Origin of the sequence: Pseudomonas sp. GZJR-8 (genome assembly GCF_002916705.1) — a bacterium.
In the GTDB taxonomy this organism is placed as follows: domain Bacteria; phylum Pseudomonadota; class Gammaproteobacteria; order Pseudomonadales; family Pseudomonadaceae; genus Aquipseudomonas; species Aquipseudomonas synxantha_A.
On record NZ_JXSI01000020.1, the window covers coordinates 1 to 16,679 of the forward strand.

Here is a 16,679-nt window from a genome sequence, read left to right on the forward strand (position 1 = left end):
TCGAATTCCGGCCAGCGTGGTTTAACGGGGCGCCTAAGATCAAAAGCAGATCAAGAGCAGATCAAGAGCGGCTCGCTTCGCATCGTGGTTACTGGTGACTGCTACGAAGTTGTGTAGATACCCATGCTGCGATGGGGCCCTCAGCCTCACCACAAGGCTCAAGGCTCCAATCCGATCCCCCGCAAGATCACACTGGTCACCGTCTGAATCGCCTTTTCGAACTGCATATCCGACAACGGCTGGTGATCATTCAAAATCTTCACCTGGTGATCAAAGTCGGCATAGTGCTGGGTCGAGGCCCAGATCATGTAGAGCAGACTCGACGGTTCCACCGGCAGGATGCGTTTGTCTTGCACCCACTGGCGAATCTTCGCTTCCTTCATCTTGGCCCAGTCGTACAGGCTTTCATCCAGGGCCTCACCGAGCGTGGGCGCGCCGTGGATGATTTCATTGGCCCAGACCTTGGAGCCATACGGCCGCGTACGCGAGCGCTGCATCTTGGCGCGGATGTAGCTGCTGAGCACCACCCGCGGATCATCGAAGGTTTCGAAGCTCAGGGCATCCTGCTTCCACAGCTCCAGCAGGTCGAACAGCACCGCGCTGTACAGCTCGCTCTTGGTGGTGAAGTAATAATGCAGGTTGGAACGCGGCAGTTGCACCTCTTCGGCGATGTCGGCCATTGCGGTGCTGCCGTAGCCTTTTTCAGCGAAGACTTTTTCCGCCGCCAGCAGGATTTTCTCGACGTTGACCCGACGGATTCCGATCTTGTGATTGCCCATAAGGGCTCCCTGACAACAACACGAATTAAAGACTACCACCAGCTCTAGATCGGGGCGACAGGCCAAGCCGAAACTTCGTACACTGCCCGCTCCCTACCCATTGATTGGTATTGAACAATGTTGATCAAGAAAGCCCTGACCACCCTCGCCCTGCTCACCTCCCTGCTGGGCGCCTCGGCGGCATTTGCCCATGCCCACCTCAAGAGCGCAGAACCTGCGGCCAACAGCAACGTCGCCGCACCGAAAGACCTGCGCCTGACCTTCACCGAAGGCGTCGAAGCCACCTTCACCAAGGTGTCCCTGAGCAAGGACGGCACTGAAATCGCCATCAAGGGCCTGGAAACCCCGGACGCGGACAAGAAAGTCCTGGTCGTGACCCCTGCCGCCCCGCTCGCGAGCGGCAATTACAAAGTGGTGTGGAATGCAGTGTCGGTCGACACCCACAAGAGCAGCGGTACATACAGCTTCAAGGTCGGCCAGTAACCCATGGCAACCCTGCTGGTGCTATGCCGTTTCCTGCATTTTATGGTCGTGCTGCTGATGTTCGGGGCTTGCGTGCTCCGACCCTGGCTGCTCGGCGCCCAGGTACAACCGGCTCTGGACCGGCAACTGCTATGCATCACCCGTGGCCTGGCCTGGCTGGGGCTTGGCTCCGGCGTGGCGTGGCTACTGCTGATCACCGCCAGCATGGCCGGCAGTTGGGACGCGGCGCTGCAACCGGCCACCGTGCAATTGGTGCTGGGCAAGACCTTTTTCGGCCAGGTATGGTCCTGGCATCTGCTGCTGAATGTTCTGCTGGTGATCGTGCTGATCAAACCCTGGCCAGCCTTGCGTTTGCCATTGATCACCCTGCTGCTGGCGACCCTCGCGCCGGTGGGCCATGGCGCCATGCTCGACGGGCTGAGTGGGCAATTGCTGATCCTCAACCAAGTGGTGCATCTGCTCTGCGTGGGGGCCTGGCTGGGTGGGTTGCTGGTGCTGGTGCTGATCCTCAGGCACGCGCAAGAGCACCGGCTGGAGCCGATTTTGCGGCGCTTCAGCGGCGTGGGTTACGGCCTCGTCGCCGGCTTGCTGGTAACCGGTTTGATCAATGTGCGCGTGCTCACCGGGCAACTGTGGCCCACGCCACTGTTCAATGGGTTTGCCTTGATCCTGCTGATCAAGGTGGGGTTGGTGGCGGGGATGTTGGGGTTGGCGCTGCTGAACCGGTTGCGTATCGAACGCTGCGAACAGCGCTTGGGCAGTTTGAAAGCCAGCGTGATGATGGAATGGCTGCTGGGGGTCTGCGCAGTAGCCGCCGTTTCACTCCTTGGCACCCTGCCTCCGATGGTTTTAACGGTATAAAAAACCAGGTTTAACTCAATCAAATGTGGGAGGGGGCTTGCTCCCGATAGCGGTGTATCAGTCAGATCATCTGTGACTGACACACTGCTATCGGGAGCAAGCCCCCTCCCACATTGACCCTGCCCGCTTTAGATCAGGTCATACACAGTCATCGTATAACTTCTGCTTGACACACCCCGAAAACCCCGCAAATATCCCGCTCAATGTTGTACGACGACGTATAACAAATAATAAAAACAACAAAAGAAAGGGAGCCTCACTGTGAGTCAATTCGCCCGCAATTGCTCTGCACGCCTGGGCCTTATCAGCCTCGCTAGCCTGGCCGTCACCCTGCCCCTGTGCGTTCAAGCCGAAGGTTTTATCGACGACGCCAAGGCCACGCTCAACCTGCGCAACGCCTACTTCAACCGCAACTTCACCAACCCCGGCAACCCTCAGGGCAAGGCCGAAGAGTGGACGCAAAACTTCATTCTCGACGCCAAATCCGGCTTTACCCAAGGCACTGTCGGGTTCGGGATTGATGTATTGGGCCTGTATTCGCAAAAGCTCGATGGCGGCAAAGGCACTGCCGGTACTCAACTGCTGCCGGTGCATGACGATGGCCGCCCTGCCGACAATTTCGGACGCCTTGGGGTCGCGCTGAAAACCAGGCTGTCCAAGACCGAGCTCAAACTTGGCGAGTGGATGCCAGTGCTGCCGATCCTGCGTTCCGATGATGGCCGCTCTCTGCCCCAGACCTTTCGCGGCGGCCAGGTCACGTCCAATGAGATCGCCGGTCTGACCCTCTACGGCGGCCAGTTTCGCGGCAACAGCCCACGCAACGACGCGAGCATGGAAGACATGTTCATGAACGGCAAAGCTGCGTTCACCTCGGACCGCTTCAACTTCGGCGGGGGCGAATATACCTTCAACGACAAGCGCACCCAGGTCGGCCTGTGGTACGCCGAACTCACTGATATCTACCAGCAACAGTATCTGAACCTCACCCACAGCCAGCCGGTGGGCGACTGGACCCTGGGCGCCAACCTTGGCTTCTTCAACGGCAAGGAAGACGGCAGCGCCTTGGCCGGCGACCTCGACAACAAGACCGTGTTCGCCCTGCTCTCGGCCAAATACAACGCCCACACCTTCTACGTCGGCCTGCAAAAACTCACCGGCGACATTGTATGGATGCGCATCAACGGCACCAGCGGCGGCACGCTGGCCAACGACAGCTACAACTCCAGCTATGACAATGCCAGGGAAAAATCCTGGCAGGTGCGCCATGACTTCAACTTTGTCGTACTCGGCGTGCCAGGGCTGACCCTGATGAACCGCTATATCAGCGGCAGTAACGTGCACACCGCAGCGATCACCGATGGCAAGGAATGGGGACGTGAGTCGGAACTGGCGTATACGGTGCAAAGTGGTGCACTGAAAAACCTCAATGTGAAGTGGCGCAATTCGACAATGCGGCGCGACTTCAGCAATAACGAGTTTGATGAGAACCGGATTTTCATCAGCTATCCGATTTCGTTGTTGTAAGTTCCAGGGTCGAACTCGATCTCAAAGGTGCCACACATCCATGTGGAAGCTGGCTTGCCAGCTCCCACCTTTGATCTCATGCGCCTGGAAGGACGTTGACAACACCAAGAATCCCTAACACTATTTCCATATAGTCATACGACAACCTACAACAAAAATCTGGAACGCCCATGACCACCACAACCCCTGCTCCGTTTAACCGCCTGCTGCTCACCGGCGCCGCCGGTGGCCTCGGTAAAGTTTTGCGCGAACGTATGCGCCCTTACGCCAAGGTCCTGCGCCTGTCGGATATCGCCGACATGGCTCCCGCCATCGATGCCCGCGAAGAAGTGCAAACCTGCGACCTGTCCGACAAGCAAGCCGTGCACCAATTGGTAGAAGGCGTCGACGCCATCCTGCATTTTGGTGGCGTATCGGTAGAGCGCTCGTTCGAAGAAGTGCTCGGCGCCAATATCAGCGGCATCTTCCATATCTACGAGGCCGCACGTCGCCATGGCGTAAAGCGTGTGATCTTCGCCAGCTCCAACCATGTGATCGGTTTCTATAAACAGGGTGAACAACTCGACGCCCACTCCCCACGCCGCCCGGACAGCTACTACGGCCTGTCCAAGTCCTACGGCGAAGACATGGCCAGTTTCTACTTTGACCGTTATGGCATCCAGACGGTGAGCATCCGCATCGGCTCCTCGTTCCCGCAGCCGCAGAACCGCCGGATGATGCACACGTGGTTGAGCTTCGACGACCTGACCCAACTACTCGAACGCGCGCTGTACACGCCCGATGTCGGCCATACCGTGGTCTACGGCATGTCGGCCAACCTCGACACCTGGTGGGACAACCGCTACGCCGCACACCTGGGCTTTGCGCCCAAGGACAGCTCCGAAGTGTTCCGCGCCCAGGTCGAGGCCCAGCCGCCGGTCGCAGATGATGACCCGGCAAGGATTTATCAGGGCGGCGCGTTCTGCGCGGCAGGCCCGTTCGGTGACTGAGTGCACAGCAACCCAAAGGAATGAGTGGCCATGACTGCAGAATTGATTGTCGATGCCCGCAACGCCGTGGGGGAATGCCCGATATGGGTGCCTGAAGAAAACGCCCTCTATTGGGTGGACATCCCCAACGGTGGCTTGCACCGTTGGGACGCCTCTGCCGGGCACCTGCGTGCCTGGAAGGCCCCGCAGATGCTAGCCTGCATCGCCCGTACCCAAGCGGGCAACTGGGTGGCAGGCATGGAAACCGGCTTCTTTGAACTGACCCCGCACAACGACGGCAGCCTCGACACTACGCTCTTGGCCGGTGTCGAACATCCGCGCCCGGACATGCGCTTGAACGACGGCCGCTGTGATCGCCAAGGCCGCTTCTGGGCCGGCAGCATGGTGCTGAACATGGGGTTGAACGCCGCTGAGGGCACCCTTTATCGCTATGCGTCTGGCACGGCGCCCCATGCGCAGCTCGATGGTTTCATCACCCTCAACGGTCTGGCCTTCAGCCCCGATGGCCGCACAATGTATGCCTCTGATTCACACCCGCTAGTGCAGCAGATCTGGGCATTCGACTACGACATCGACACCGGTGCGCCGTCCAACCGCCGGGTGTTTGTGGACATGCATGACTTTCTCGGCAGGCCCGATGGTGCAGCTGTCGACGCGGATGGCTGCTACTGGATCTGCGCCAACGATGCCGGCCTGGTCCACCGTTTCACCCCCGACGGTCGCCTCGACCAGTCCCTCACCGTACCGGTAAAAAAACCCACCATGTGCGCCTTCGGCGGCAGCCGCCTGGACACCCTGTACGTCACCTCCATTCGTGACGATCAGCGTGACAGTTCGCTGTCCGGCGGCGTGTTTGCCCTCAACCCCGGCGTCAAGGGATTGCCCGAACCCCAGTTCATCCTCTAGCTGCATCGCTGTGCCTTGAATACAACAATAACAAGACAGGAATCACCGCCCATGGACTTCAAACGCACCTTGCTCGCTGCCACACTCGTGGCCCTCAGCAGCGCCGCCCACGCGCTGGAAATCAAGTTTGCCGATATCCACCCCGCTGGCTACCCCACCGTGGTCGCCGAAGAAAACATGGGCAAGGCCCTGACCCAGCAAAGCAAGGGCGAATTGACCTTCAAGTACTTCCCGGGCGGTGTGCTCGGCTCCGAGAAGGAAGTCGTCGAACAGGCCCAGGTGGGCGCCGTGCAAATGACCCGCGTCAGCCTTGGCATCGTCGGCCCGGTGGTGCCGGACGTGAATGTGTTCAACCTGCCGTTCGTGTTCCGCGACCAGGCGCATATGCGCAAAGTGATTGACGGCGAAATCGGCGATGAGATCCTCGCCAAGATCACCGATTCCGAGTTCGGCCTGGTCGCCCTCGCCTGGATGGACGGCGGCACGCGCAACCTCTACACCAAGAAACCAGTGCGCAAGATCGAAGACCTCAAGGGCATGAAGATTCGCGTGCAAGGCAACCCGATTTTCATCGAAGCCTTCAATGCAATGGGCGCCAACGGTATCGCCATGGACACCGGCGAGATCTTCAGCGCCTTGCAGACCGGGGTGATCGACGGCGCAGAAAACAACCCGCCGACGCTTCTGGAACACAACCACTTCCAGAACGCCAAGTACTACACCCTCACCGAACACCTGATCCTGCCCGAGCCCATCGTGATGTCGAAAATCACCTGGAACAAGCTCACCGCCGCACAGCAGGACATGGTCAAGGAAGCCGCCAAGGCCGCCCAGGCTGACGAGCGTGTGTTGTGGGATGCCAAGTCGGCCAGCAGTGAAGAGAAACTCAAAAAGGCCGGGGTCGAGTTCATCACCGTCGACAAAAAGCCCTTCTATGACGCCACCGCGCAGGTTCGCGCGAAGTACGGTGCGCCTTACGCCGACATCATCAAGCGTATCGACGCCGTTCAGTAACGCCCTCCTCCCTGACAAGGCCCGGCGCGGTCGGCATCGACGCGCCCGGTCACGGTGAACGCCATGAAGAATCTACTGCTGCGCATCAACGACCGTATCTACATGACCTGCATCTGGGTCGCCGGCCTCTCGGTCCTGGGGGTCGCGCTGATCATTCCCTGGGGCATCTTCGCCCGCTATATTCTCGGCACCGGCTCCAGTTGGCCGGAACCCTCTGCGATCCTGCTGATGCTGGTGTTCACCTTTATCGGCGCGGCTGCCAGCTACCGCGCCGGGGCGCATATGTCGGTGGCGATGATCACTGATCGCCTGCCTGATGCTCAGCGCCGCGTTGTCGGCATCGTCTCGCAACTGTTGATGGCGACCATCTGCCTGTTCATGACCATTTGGGGCGCCAAGCTGTGCCTGTCCACCTGGAACCAGTTCATGAGCGCCATCCCGACCCTGCGTGTGGGTATCACCTATATGCCGATCCCGATTGGCGGCTTGCTGACCTTGATATTCGTGCTGGAAAAACTCCTGCTGGGCGACCAGAGCCACCGGCGCGTAGTGCGTTTCGACCTGGTTGAAGAAAGCGAAGGGGCTGCCTGATATGGACGCATTGATTCTGCTGGGCAGCTTTATCGCCTTGATCCTGATCGGTATGCCGGTGGCCTACGCCCTGGGCTTGTCGGCGCTGATCGGCGCGTGGTGGATCGACATTCCGTTCCAGGCCCTGATGATCCAGGTGGCGGGCGGGGTGAACAAGTTTTCACTGATGGCGATTCCATTCTTCGTATTGGCCGGAGCGATCATGGCCGAGGGCGGCATGTCGCGGCGGCTGGTGGCGTTTGCCGGGGTGCTGGTGGGCTTTGTGCGCGGCGGGCTGTCGCTGGTCAACATCATGGCGTCGACGTTTTTCGGTGCGATCTCAGGCTCGTCGGTGGCCGATACCGCGTCGGTCGGTTCGGTGCTGATCCCGGAGATGGAACGCCGTGGCTACCCACGGGAGTTCGCCACGGCGGTGACCGTGAGTGGCTCGGTACAAGCGCTGCTGACCCCGCCCAGCCACAACTCGGTGCTCTACTCCCTGGCCGCCGGCGGCACGGTATCAATCGCCTCGCTGTTCATGGCCGGCGTGGTGCCGGGCCTTTTAATGAGCGCGTGCCTGATGGTGCTGTGCCTGATCTTCGCGAAAAAGCGCAACTACCCCAAGGGCGAAGTCATCCCCTTGAAGCAGGCCTTGAAGATCGCCGCTGATGCGCTCTGGGGCCTGATGGCCATGGTGATCATCCTCGGCGGCATCTTGTCGGGCATCTTCACCGCCACCGAGTCGGCGGCCATCGCGGTGCTGTGGGCGTTTTTCGTGACCATGTTCATCTACCGCGACTACAAATGGCGCGAGCTGCCCAAGCTGATGCATCGCACGGTACGCACCATTTCCATCGTGATGATCCTCATCGCCTTCGCCGCCAGCTTCGGCTACATCATGACCCTGATGCAGATCCCGGCGAAGATCACTACGCTGTTCCTGACCCTGTCGGACAACCGCTACGTGATCCTGATGTGCATCAACGTCATGCTGCTGTTGCTCGGCACGGTGATGGACATGGCACCGCTGATCCTGATCCTTACGCCGATCCTGTTGCCGGTGATCCTTGGTATCGGCGTCGACCCGGTGCACTTTGGCATGATCATGCTGGTCAACCTGGGTATCGGCCTGATTACCCCGCCGGTGGGTGCGGTGCTGTTTGTGGGTGCGGCGGTGGGCAAGGTAAGCATCGAGAAAACCGTGAAGGCGCTGCTGCCGTTTTATGCGGTGCTGTTTCTGGTGCTGATGGCCGTGACCTACATTCCGGCACTGTCGTTGTGGTTGCCGAGCGTGGTGCTGTAAACCCAATCGTCAGAACACAGGTGAGCAAATGTGAGAGGGGGGTTGCTCACCTGACGGCCTCACAATCGACAGGCGCCTACGTGACACACCTTGGTCAAATGTGGGAGGGGGCTTGCTCCCGATGGCGGCCTCCGGGCCGACCAGGGTGCTGGATCAGACCGAGTACATATCCGGTGTTTGGGTAACGGCCGCTATTGGTTCCGCTTTTACAGCGGGTCACTTTTGGAAAAGAGCCCCAAAAGTAACCAAAAGGGCTCTTGCCCCACCACTCGGCACCTCGCCTAGGCTCGGTGTGCCCGTAATCCGCCATGGATTTGGGGGGCCGCCGCCACGCGCCATCCATGGCGCGGGGCGGCTAAACCGGCATCCCTGCCGGTTTACCCCCCAAATCCCTGTCGAATTCCGGCCAGCGTGGTTTAACGGGGCGCCTGAGATCAAAAGCAGATCAAGATCAAGATCAAGATCAAGAGCGGCTCGCTGCGCATCGTGGTTACTGTTGGCGAATGCAAAGTTGTGTAGATACCTGTGCTAATCGGGAGCAAGCCCCCTCCCACATTTTGCTCTGCACTGTGTCAGGGTCAGGGTGGGCTGTTTTTCAGGCGCCCTGCCGTATCGATACTCACCACCACCGACAACCCAGGTCGCAACCGCTCGCTCTCGGCCTGGTCCGGGTCCACGGTAATCCTCACTGGCACGCGCTGGGCGATCTTGACGAAGTTGCCGGTGGCGTTATCCGCCTGCAACAGGCTGAACTCCGAGCCGGTTGCCGGCGAGATATGCTGCACCGTGCCATGGAATTTGCGATGGTTCAGCGCGTCAACGGTGAAGGTTACCGGCTGGCCGACCTGCACATTGTCCATCTGGGTTTCCTTCATGTTGGCGATCACCCACAGCTGCTTGGGCACCAGGGCCATCAATTGCGCGCCGGAGTTAACGTAGGCACCCAGGCGCACGCCGATCTGCCCCAACTGACCATCGCGTGGCGCGGTGATGCGGGTGTTGGACAAATCGATCCGCGCCAGCTCCACCGCCGCCTCGGCACTGGCGACTGCCGCTTCCAGGGAGCCGCGATTGACGATCACTGTTTGCAGGTCTTGCCGGGCAATTTCCAGGCTGGCCTGGGCCTGGGCTACGGCGGCAATGGTCTGGGCATTGGCGGCACGGGTCACGTCCAGCTCGCGCTTGGACACCGAGCCATCGCTGATCAATTCTTCGTTGCGACGCAAGTCAGCGGTACTCTTGCGCGCCTGGGCCTGGCTGTCGACCAGCGCGGCCTGACGCAGCTTGATGGTCGCTTCGGCGCTGTTGCGTTGCTGCACCACATTGGCCAGGGACGCTTTCTGCACGGCCAGCTGCGCCAGGGCCTGGTCCAGGCGCTGTTTGTAGATGCGGTCATCCAGGCGTACCAGCAGGTCCCCCGCTTTTACATACTGGAAATCCTGCACCGGTACTTCGAACACATAGCCGCCAAGTTGCGGGCCGATAATCGTCACCTGCCCGCGCACCAGAGCGTTTTCGGTGGTTTCCACCGCGCTGCTGAACGGCGGCAACTGCCAGGCGTACAGCACGATCAGCACACCGATGATGGCGATGGCGGCAAAACCCAGGGACGAGATGATGCGCACGCGCAAAGGCCGCATTTGCGTGGGCACGGCGCCCGGTGGCGTGCTGCCTTCCGGTGTGGCAGCGATGGCGGTTGTGGTGGTGGTTGAAGGTTCGGTCATGAAGTCGCGCCGCTGGGTTGAACAGGAGGGATTGCCTTGGTGGTGCTCATCAACCATAGGCTGCGGGTGAAGATCCACAGCATGGTCAGGATCGCAATAATCGCGATCAGCATGAACACATCGTTGTAAGCCATTACATTCGCTTCACGGGTGGCCGCCGTGGCCAGGCTGCGGATGCCCATCAGGTTGCGCAGTTCCGGGTCGGCGACGATGCCACCGTAGGCCGACCCGCCGCTCTGCACTCGCGCCGCCACACGGGGGTCGATCAAGGTCAGGTGCTCGACGATCATGCTTGAGTGATACTTCTCGCGCACGGTCTGGAAGGTGCCCAGCAACGCCGCGCCGATCAGGCCGCCGAGGTTCTGGCAAATCCCGAACATCACCGAGAAGCTCACCAGGTTGCGCGGGTTGGTCAGCACGTTTTTCGTGCCCAGCACCATGGTCGGCCCGAGGAAGAACGTGCCGCCAAAGCCTAGCAGGAACTGGCTGATGTAGAGGTTTTGCGGACGCGTGAGGTTGCTGGAAAAACTGTCCATCACCGAACCTGTCGCCATCAGTGCCAGGGAAATCACCAATGGCATCAACAGGTGCGCCGGGTTGATCGTCAACGCGCTGACCACCAGCCCGGCAATCGCCCCGGCCAGCATCACCACATATAAGGTATGCATTTGCTGGTAGCTCATGTTCAGCATTTGCATGAACCCCACCGCACCGGTGGATTGCTCGGACAGCACCATGCGAATCAGCACTACCGCCAAGGCCAGGCGAATCATCACGCCGCTGCCCAGCCAGCGCGTCATCAGCATCGGGTTGCTGCGGTTATGCTCGATGGCCAGCCCCGCCATGATCAGCACCAGCGAGCAGGCCGAGGCCACACCGATCCACGGCGCTTCCAGCCACCAGTCGATACGCCCCAGGGACAGCACCGCACACAGTAAAGCAACGCCAGTGGCAAGGATGGCGAAGGTGAGGAAGTCGAGTTTTTCAAAGGTCTTGAAGCGGTCACCGGGCGGCAGCTTGAGCAGGAACACGCAGCCAAGGCAGATCAGCGCCAGGCCCAGTTCAAACAGGTACAACCCGCGCCATTCGGCGATCTGCAGCAAGTCTTCGGAAAACAGCCGCGCCAGGGGCAGCGCCAATTGCGCGGTGCCCAGCCCCAGCACCAGGGCTTTCAAGCGCCACTTGGCCGGGAACGCCTGGATCATGTAGTACAAACCCAACGAACTCAGCGCCGCGCCGACCATGCCGTGAGCCGCCCTCACCGCAATGGCCGAGTTGAGGTCGTTGACAAACAAGTGGCCGAAAGTCACCAGCGCATACAACACCAGGAATACTTCGGTAAACGCACGCAGGCCGAACTGCTGACGAAACTTCACCAGCAGCAGGTTCATGCACACGTTGGTCATGACATACGCGGCGGGCAGCCAGGCCATTTCCGCGGTGGTCGCGCCCAGTGCGCCTTGCAGGTATTGCAGGTTGGCGATAACCAGGGCATTGCCCAGGCCACCGGTGATTGCTACCAGCACGCCCACCAGCGCAAACAGCCAGCGCCTGTGGGTGGGGTGCAGCGGCGTCGACGGCGAGCCGGGCAGGCTCGGCCGCTCGTGGGGCTGCCAGGTGTGGGGGGTGTATTTATCCATTCGGTGACCTTGGTGAGCCGACGTGCAAGGTCGGTGAAGCGCTTACTCAGGTAGTAGTAAACCTGAGCAGCGCGCATCTTTCCATGGCGAACGCACAATTGATCTTCAAACGGCCTAAAAGGCGGCATCGGCTGGCCCACTGCCTGCGCCGAGCGGCTCACCTCAACGATCGGGGTCCGGCTTGATCGCTATCTCAGGCACAGGGTTATAGAACGGCCCATAGTCGAGCAGCAACTCATCACCTTTCTTGATGTCTTTGAGCGCCACATAGAACGTCAGGTTTTTCCCGACCGCCACGGAAACGACATTGTTCGACTTCCACGCCGGCCCATTGCGCAGTTGCGAGGTATTGATCAGGCTCAGAGTGTTACCCGTGTGCAGCCCACTCACCGTACGCACACCCGAACGTGTACCGAACAGGTAAGTCAGTACAGCCCGGGAGCCTTGCTTACGTTGCTCCTTGAACAACGACGCCTCGTCTGCATGGTACTTGCCGGCATACGGGCCAAGCACTTCAAATTGGGGGATATCGCGCCGCGCCCACACCGATGCGCCGCGCGCCGGCCCACCATCATCCAGCGGCGTGACCACTTCCAGGATTTCATCAAACCGGGACTGGTGCTGGCATTCGGTCCGCAGCCAGTCTTTGATCGACGCCTTGATCCGGGCTGAAACGCGTGCCTTGGTTGCGCTATCCAGACCGTCAAGCACACCATTCCAGTGGGCGATACGGATGTCCTCGATAGGGCCTTCAAGTGATTGGGTCAAGCTGAGCCTGGGGTTCGTCGGGTCCTGCAGAATCGGCAGAGTATTGTCGATCTGATGACGAGGTAGTACAGGGGAAACGTCGGGTTCAACCTTGATAACGACGATGTCCGAAGACGAACCTGGGATCTGTTCGCTGTGTGGCGTGTCGGTGTGAGTGTTCAGATCCGAAGATTTCGACGGCGGCGGATCCAGAGGGTCTTGCGCGGGCCGTTTTCGTGTTGCACTCGCAGCCGGTTGCTCGGGCACGGGGAGCTGCGGGATATCTTGCTCTGCCCGATTGAGGCGTTGCACGGTCACCGTTTTTAAAGAGCCATCGGCGTTAACGTACTGATGCCAAGTGTTTGGGTTGAGCCCATGTTGGCTCAAAAACTGCGACGGCGTGACTGACCTGTTCGATTGAGCGAAGAGCGCCCGCCACTGGCGTAGATGGTCATCAGTAAGCGCGGTATAGGTGAGACCGGCCGCCCTGTTCAACAACGCTTCACCGGCCGGCCCAAGGCCACCATCTTGCCGCACACCATTTTTGAACGTACTCGGATTAAGGTGATGATGGCCGGCAAATCCGTTCATGGTCATTGCGTCACGCGCCTGCTGCGTCTTGCTTTGCCAATCACGTATATGCGTTTCGGTCAGTGTATTGAAGGGTGTATTGGCCGCGCGGTCGCGCACAATCTTGCCGGTATCACTCAACTGGCCGTCAGGCTGCACATAGTAGGCAAAGGTTTTCGGCGAGAGTTTCCTCTGCTGGGCAAAGTCCTCACGGGTAATGCTGCGCGGTTGCGCGGACGACAACGCCTCCCACTCCTGTAGATGTTCACCCGTAATGATCTGTTTGCGTGCCGAAGTCTGGAAGGTGGGGGCGAGCGCGGTGTTTTGCTCGGCCTGATTGAGACGTCGCACGGCCGCCTCTTTCAAGGAACCATCCTTTTTAACGAAGCGACTCCAACTGCCTGGGCTGAGCCTGTGTTGGCTCATGAACTGCGCTGACGTCACTACGTTGTTCGGTTGTGCCAAGAGCGTGCGCCACTGGTGTAGATGCTCATCGGTAATTACCTCATAGGCAGTACCGGCAGCCCTGCCCAATAGCTCTTCACCCTCTGGCCCCAGGCTGCCATCGACCCGCACATAATTTTTGAGCGTATGCGAATTCAGGTGATGATGAACGGCAAACCCGTCTAAGGTCATGGCGCCACGCTCATGCCGAGTCAAGCTTCGCCAACTCTGGATATGCGCTTCGGTCACCTTGTTGAACGGCGTGTTGGCGGGGCGGTTGCGCACGATCAAGCCAGTCTCGCTCAGTCGACCGTCAGCTTTCACACAGTACTCAAACGTTTTCCAGGGCAGTTGGTGCTGGCGGGCAAAACCCTTGGGGGTAAGCCTTATTTGCTCCTGGCGCGGCAATGCTTCCCACGCCTGCAAATGTTCAGCGGTGATTTGCTTTGCACCACCGGTTGCCCCCAGGCGGTGCCATTGGTCACCCTGTATATGCTGGACCAACAACTCGGTCTGCCGGTTGTTGTGATAAACCCGGGCCTGCACAACGCCGTCCTCCGTGCGCGACACCTGGCGGACTTCGTACACCGCCGCCTTACCGTGGCTGTCGATATGACGTATATGAGACAGGTGCCCATCGGCGGCCACATACACGCCCTGGCCATTACGTGAAAGGCCAGCAATACGCGACTCAGGCACGTTGAACTGACCAAACCATTCATGGCTCAGTTCGCTCACTTCTTCGAGGTGCGGAGCGCCCACCTTACCGGCGACAGCCTGGGTTGCGACCACGAACTCTTCGAGCGGGCTGCCATAGGGTCGCATCGCGTCGGCATCAAAAGCATACCAATGGCCGTTCTTGAGCACGGCGGCTCCCTCCACCGTCTGTTCGGCCACCTTCACCACGCCTGTCGCCGCTGCGTCATACTGCTTGCTGATCGCCTTCAATACGTCGTAACTGCCGGTGGCACCTCTGAGTTTATTGACGGTTTTGGACAGTACATACAAGCCGCCGCTGCCCACTAGCCTTGCCAAATCCCCCAAACCACCCACCGGATTGAGCAAGTCAATCGTGGCGACGCCAATGACTTTGGCAGCCTTTAGCACCTTTGCACCGCTGGAGAGAACAGCGCTGCCGATCTTGAGCAGTTTTCCAGCCGTGGCGGCCCCCGCAGTAACAAAGCCGAAGATGTCCAGCATGAGATCAAATGCTGCCTCACCATATTTACCATTCTGAATATTGACGATGGCCGATCTGAAGGGGATCAGGTTCAACAAAAAATCGTTCAACGGCTTGGGGCTGTAATACTCGTCGAGGGGTGTCTGCCCGCGCGCCTGTTCTTTTATAGCGGGATCATCGAGATCAAGGTGTTGGACAAAGGCGTCGGCAATCGAACGGGATCGAGCGCTGGTGAAACTATTCACAAGTGCGTCACTCAACGGGCGTTCACGACCCAGATCATCTGCGTTATGACGGGGCGTGAACGCTTTGGTCGTAGAAACATTTTTGCCTGCCCTGGACTCCTGAACCTGCGCTGCGTACACGCTCGCCCTTTCAATCGAGCCTTTATTGAAGTCGATGACGTAGGCTTTTGTTGTGCCATGCCATTCAGTTGTGACCAACAGTCCAGGTTTATTTTGAGCCTGCGTATTATTGAAATGACCATCCATGACGTATGAGCCTTCTTGGAAAAAGCTGATTTTTCCAAACTCCAAGCTCCTCCTATCCGCAGATGGTAGCTGCGAGATCAGGTGCCTGACGGTTGTATTGATCGCAGCCTTTTTTGCTTGGATGGCGCTGGTGAACTGCTGTTCGAAAGCCTCCCGAACGCCGAACGTAGGATTATTGTTCAGCGCCTCTACGGGGATGCGGGAGTCGCTCGACTTCAGCGGCCTCGGATTCGGCAAGTCCATCTTGGCGTAGTCCAAGAGTGAATGTGTGCCGCTTATCCCGTTTTGCCCGTGCTCCACGCGAGACGCATCAGTGCTGAGTGCTTTGACTTCAAACAGCGCGCCCAAGTCTCCAAACCGCTCCTGCAACTTGAACTGTGCGATTTCTGTTCGCGTCGGTATTGCCTTGTCCAGTATTTTTGAAGCAGACATCCGCTCATCAAGCTGTTGGTTGAACTCGGTTCTGACGGTTTCAAGTTGTGCAGCGGTGTAGGTGTCAGCGTTTCTTTTGGGGATGATTTCATTCGCAACGCCCCAATCGAGTAACGCGGCAGCCTGGGCATGCTGAGTGGCCACAGGGTCAACCCGTCGGGCGTTTTCAGCCTCGCTCATGACCTGCGCAAACGTCATGCCGGGAACTTTGCCCGGTGCCTGCGCTTCGCTCGTCATGGCGGCAATGGTCAGGTTGGCCCAGGCCTGGCTGCCGACTTTCACCGTCGGGGGAATGTCTTTGATCAGAAACTGCGGAGCCGACTTGGCCAGCAACAGGTACGCACCGACTTTTGCCAGCGCAACGCTGGTTTTGCCGGTGCGACTTAAGTGTTCGGCCAAGCCTTCCACGACTGCCGATGGGGGGTGGCCCCAATAATGGTCACTGGCCAGGTCGAACCCAGCTATTTTGTTGCGCGCCGGGGCGCTGATCGACTCATGATCCATCTGCAACGCGATGCCTGCCAGCAGGTAATCCGTCACGCTGCTCGCGCTGTCAATGCCCTGCATTCTTTGTTGCAGCGCTTTGCCCATCCGTTGTCCCTGGGGGGAACGGATCAGTGCTTCGAGCATCTTGGCAGGGTCGTCCTGCACAGACGCCGGGAGAGGCTGGCGATACCGCAAGAACTCCAGCACGCCGCCTTTGGTTTGCATCACCAGCGGCTGATCGCCCAGATGATGTGCGTGATTCATCGTGATAAGACGCAAGCGTCGTTGTTCGTCTGCGCTCAAGGGAACCGGCCAGGACAATGCCCCGCCCAGATGCCCCAGCGAGGGGGCGGGGTTGCCGGGCAACGGCACATCCTGGTTGGGAGGCTGGGGAGTCAACGAGGTGTCGGTCACGGGCGCCGACTGATTTTCAGCAGCAGGCGGTGAAAGCGAAAAATGCGTGTGTGCCGCGCTAATGCTTGTCATAAAAAACGACCTGTCCATTGTCGAGGAAGCGTCCTGACGAAAGCGCCTGC

General features: G+C 59.3%; 12 protein-coding genes. 8 read left to right on the forward strand and 4 right to left on the reverse strand.

The features are described 5' to 3' along the window. Positions 1-158: 158 nt before the first annotated feature. Positions 159-779: a TetR/AcrR family transcriptional regulator gene (locus tag TK42_RS26025; RefSeq protein ID WP_005789320.1), complete on the reverse strand. Its 621-nt coding sequence runs from the start codon at positions 777-779 to the stop codon at positions 159-161. A gap of 117 nt (positions 780-896) precedes the next feature. Between TK42_RS26025 and copC the strand changes: the two genes are divergently transcribed. The 8 genes from copC to TK42_RS26065 all read left to right on the forward strand — a co-directional run bounded on the left by copC (position 897) and on the right by TK42_RS26065 (position 8,429). After that, positions 897-1,262 carry a copper homeostasis periplasmic binding protein CopC gene (gene copC, locus TK42_RS26030; RefSeq protein ID WP_103735470.1) on the forward strand — a complete coding sequence of 122 codons (366 nt, stop codon included), beginning with the start codon at positions 897-899 and terminating at the stop codon, positions 1,260-1,262. Between the two features lie 3 nt (positions 1,263-1,265). Continuing rightward, the gene (copD, locus tag TK42_RS26035) at positions 1,266-2,123 is read left to right on the forward strand and encodes a copper homeostasis membrane protein CopD (protein ID WP_103735471.1); all 858 of its coding nucleotides are present in this window, start codon (positions 1,266-1,268) and stop codon (positions 2,121-2,123) included. 261 nt (positions 2,124-2,384) lie between these two features. Next, positions 2,385-3,647, forward strand: coding sequence for an OprD family porin (locus TK42_RS26040; RefSeq protein ID WP_103735472.1), 1,263 nt, complete (start codon positions 2,385-2,387; stop codon positions 3,645-3,647). A gap of 170 nt (positions 3,648-3,817) precedes the next feature. Then, entirely contained in the window at positions 3,818-4,636 is an 819-nt protein-coding gene (locus tag TK42_RS26045; RefSeq protein WP_032880497.1) for an NAD(P)-dependent oxidoreductase, read from the forward strand. Between the two features lie 30 nt (positions 4,637-4,666). After that, positions 4,667-5,542 carry an SMP-30/gluconolactonase/LRE family protein gene (locus TK42_RS26050; protein ID WP_032880494.1) on the forward strand — a complete coding sequence of 292 codons (876 nt, stop codon included), beginning with the start codon at positions 4,667-4,669 and terminating at the stop codon, positions 5,540-5,542. A gap of 51 nt (positions 5,543-5,593) precedes the next feature. Further along, the gene (locus TK42_RS26055; RefSeq protein WP_103735473.1) at positions 5,594-6,556 is read left to right on the forward strand and encodes a TRAP transporter substrate-binding protein; all 963 of its coding nucleotides are present in this window, start codon (positions 5,594-5,596) and stop codon (positions 6,554-6,556) included. 63 nt (positions 6,557-6,619) lie between these two features. Continuing rightward, entirely contained in the window at positions 6,620-7,147 is a 528-nt protein-coding gene (locus TK42_RS26060) for a TRAP transporter small permease (protein ID WP_005789330.1), read from the forward strand. A 1-nt stretch (position 7,148) separates the two neighbouring features. Next, positions 7,149-8,429, forward strand: coding sequence for a TRAP transporter large permease (locus TK42_RS26065; protein ID WP_078821744.1), 1,281 nt, complete (start codon positions 7,149-7,151; stop codon positions 8,427-8,429). A 578-nt stretch (positions 8,430-9,007) separates the two neighbouring features. On the opposite strand, the gene TK42_RS26075 is transcribed toward TK42_RS26065, so the two are convergent. The 3 genes from TK42_RS26075 to TK42_RS26085 all read right to left on the reverse strand — a co-directional run bounded on the left by TK42_RS26075 (position 9,008) and on the right by TK42_RS26085 (position 16,629). Then, on the reverse strand, positions 9,008-10,153 hold the full coding sequence (locus TK42_RS26075; protein ID WP_103735474.1) for an HlyD family secretion protein: 1,146 nt from the start codon (positions 10,151-10,153) through the stop codon (positions 9,008-9,010). Beyond that, positions 10,150-11,793, reverse strand: coding sequence for an MFS transporter (locus TK42_RS26080; RefSeq protein ID WP_032880488.1), 1,644 nt, complete (start codon positions 11,791-11,793; stop codon positions 10,150-10,152). Before TK42_RS26080 ends, TK42_RS26075 begins: the two co-directional genes overlap by 4 nt. A gap of 162 nt (positions 11,794-11,955) precedes the next feature. Further along, the gene (locus TK42_RS26085) at positions 11,956-16,629 is read right to left on the reverse strand and encodes an SET domain-containing protein-lysine N-methyltransferase (protein ID WP_103735496.1); all 4,674 of its coding nucleotides are present in this window, start codon (positions 16,627-16,629) and stop codon (positions 11,956-11,958) included. Positions 16,630-16,679 lie beyond the last annotated feature (50 nt).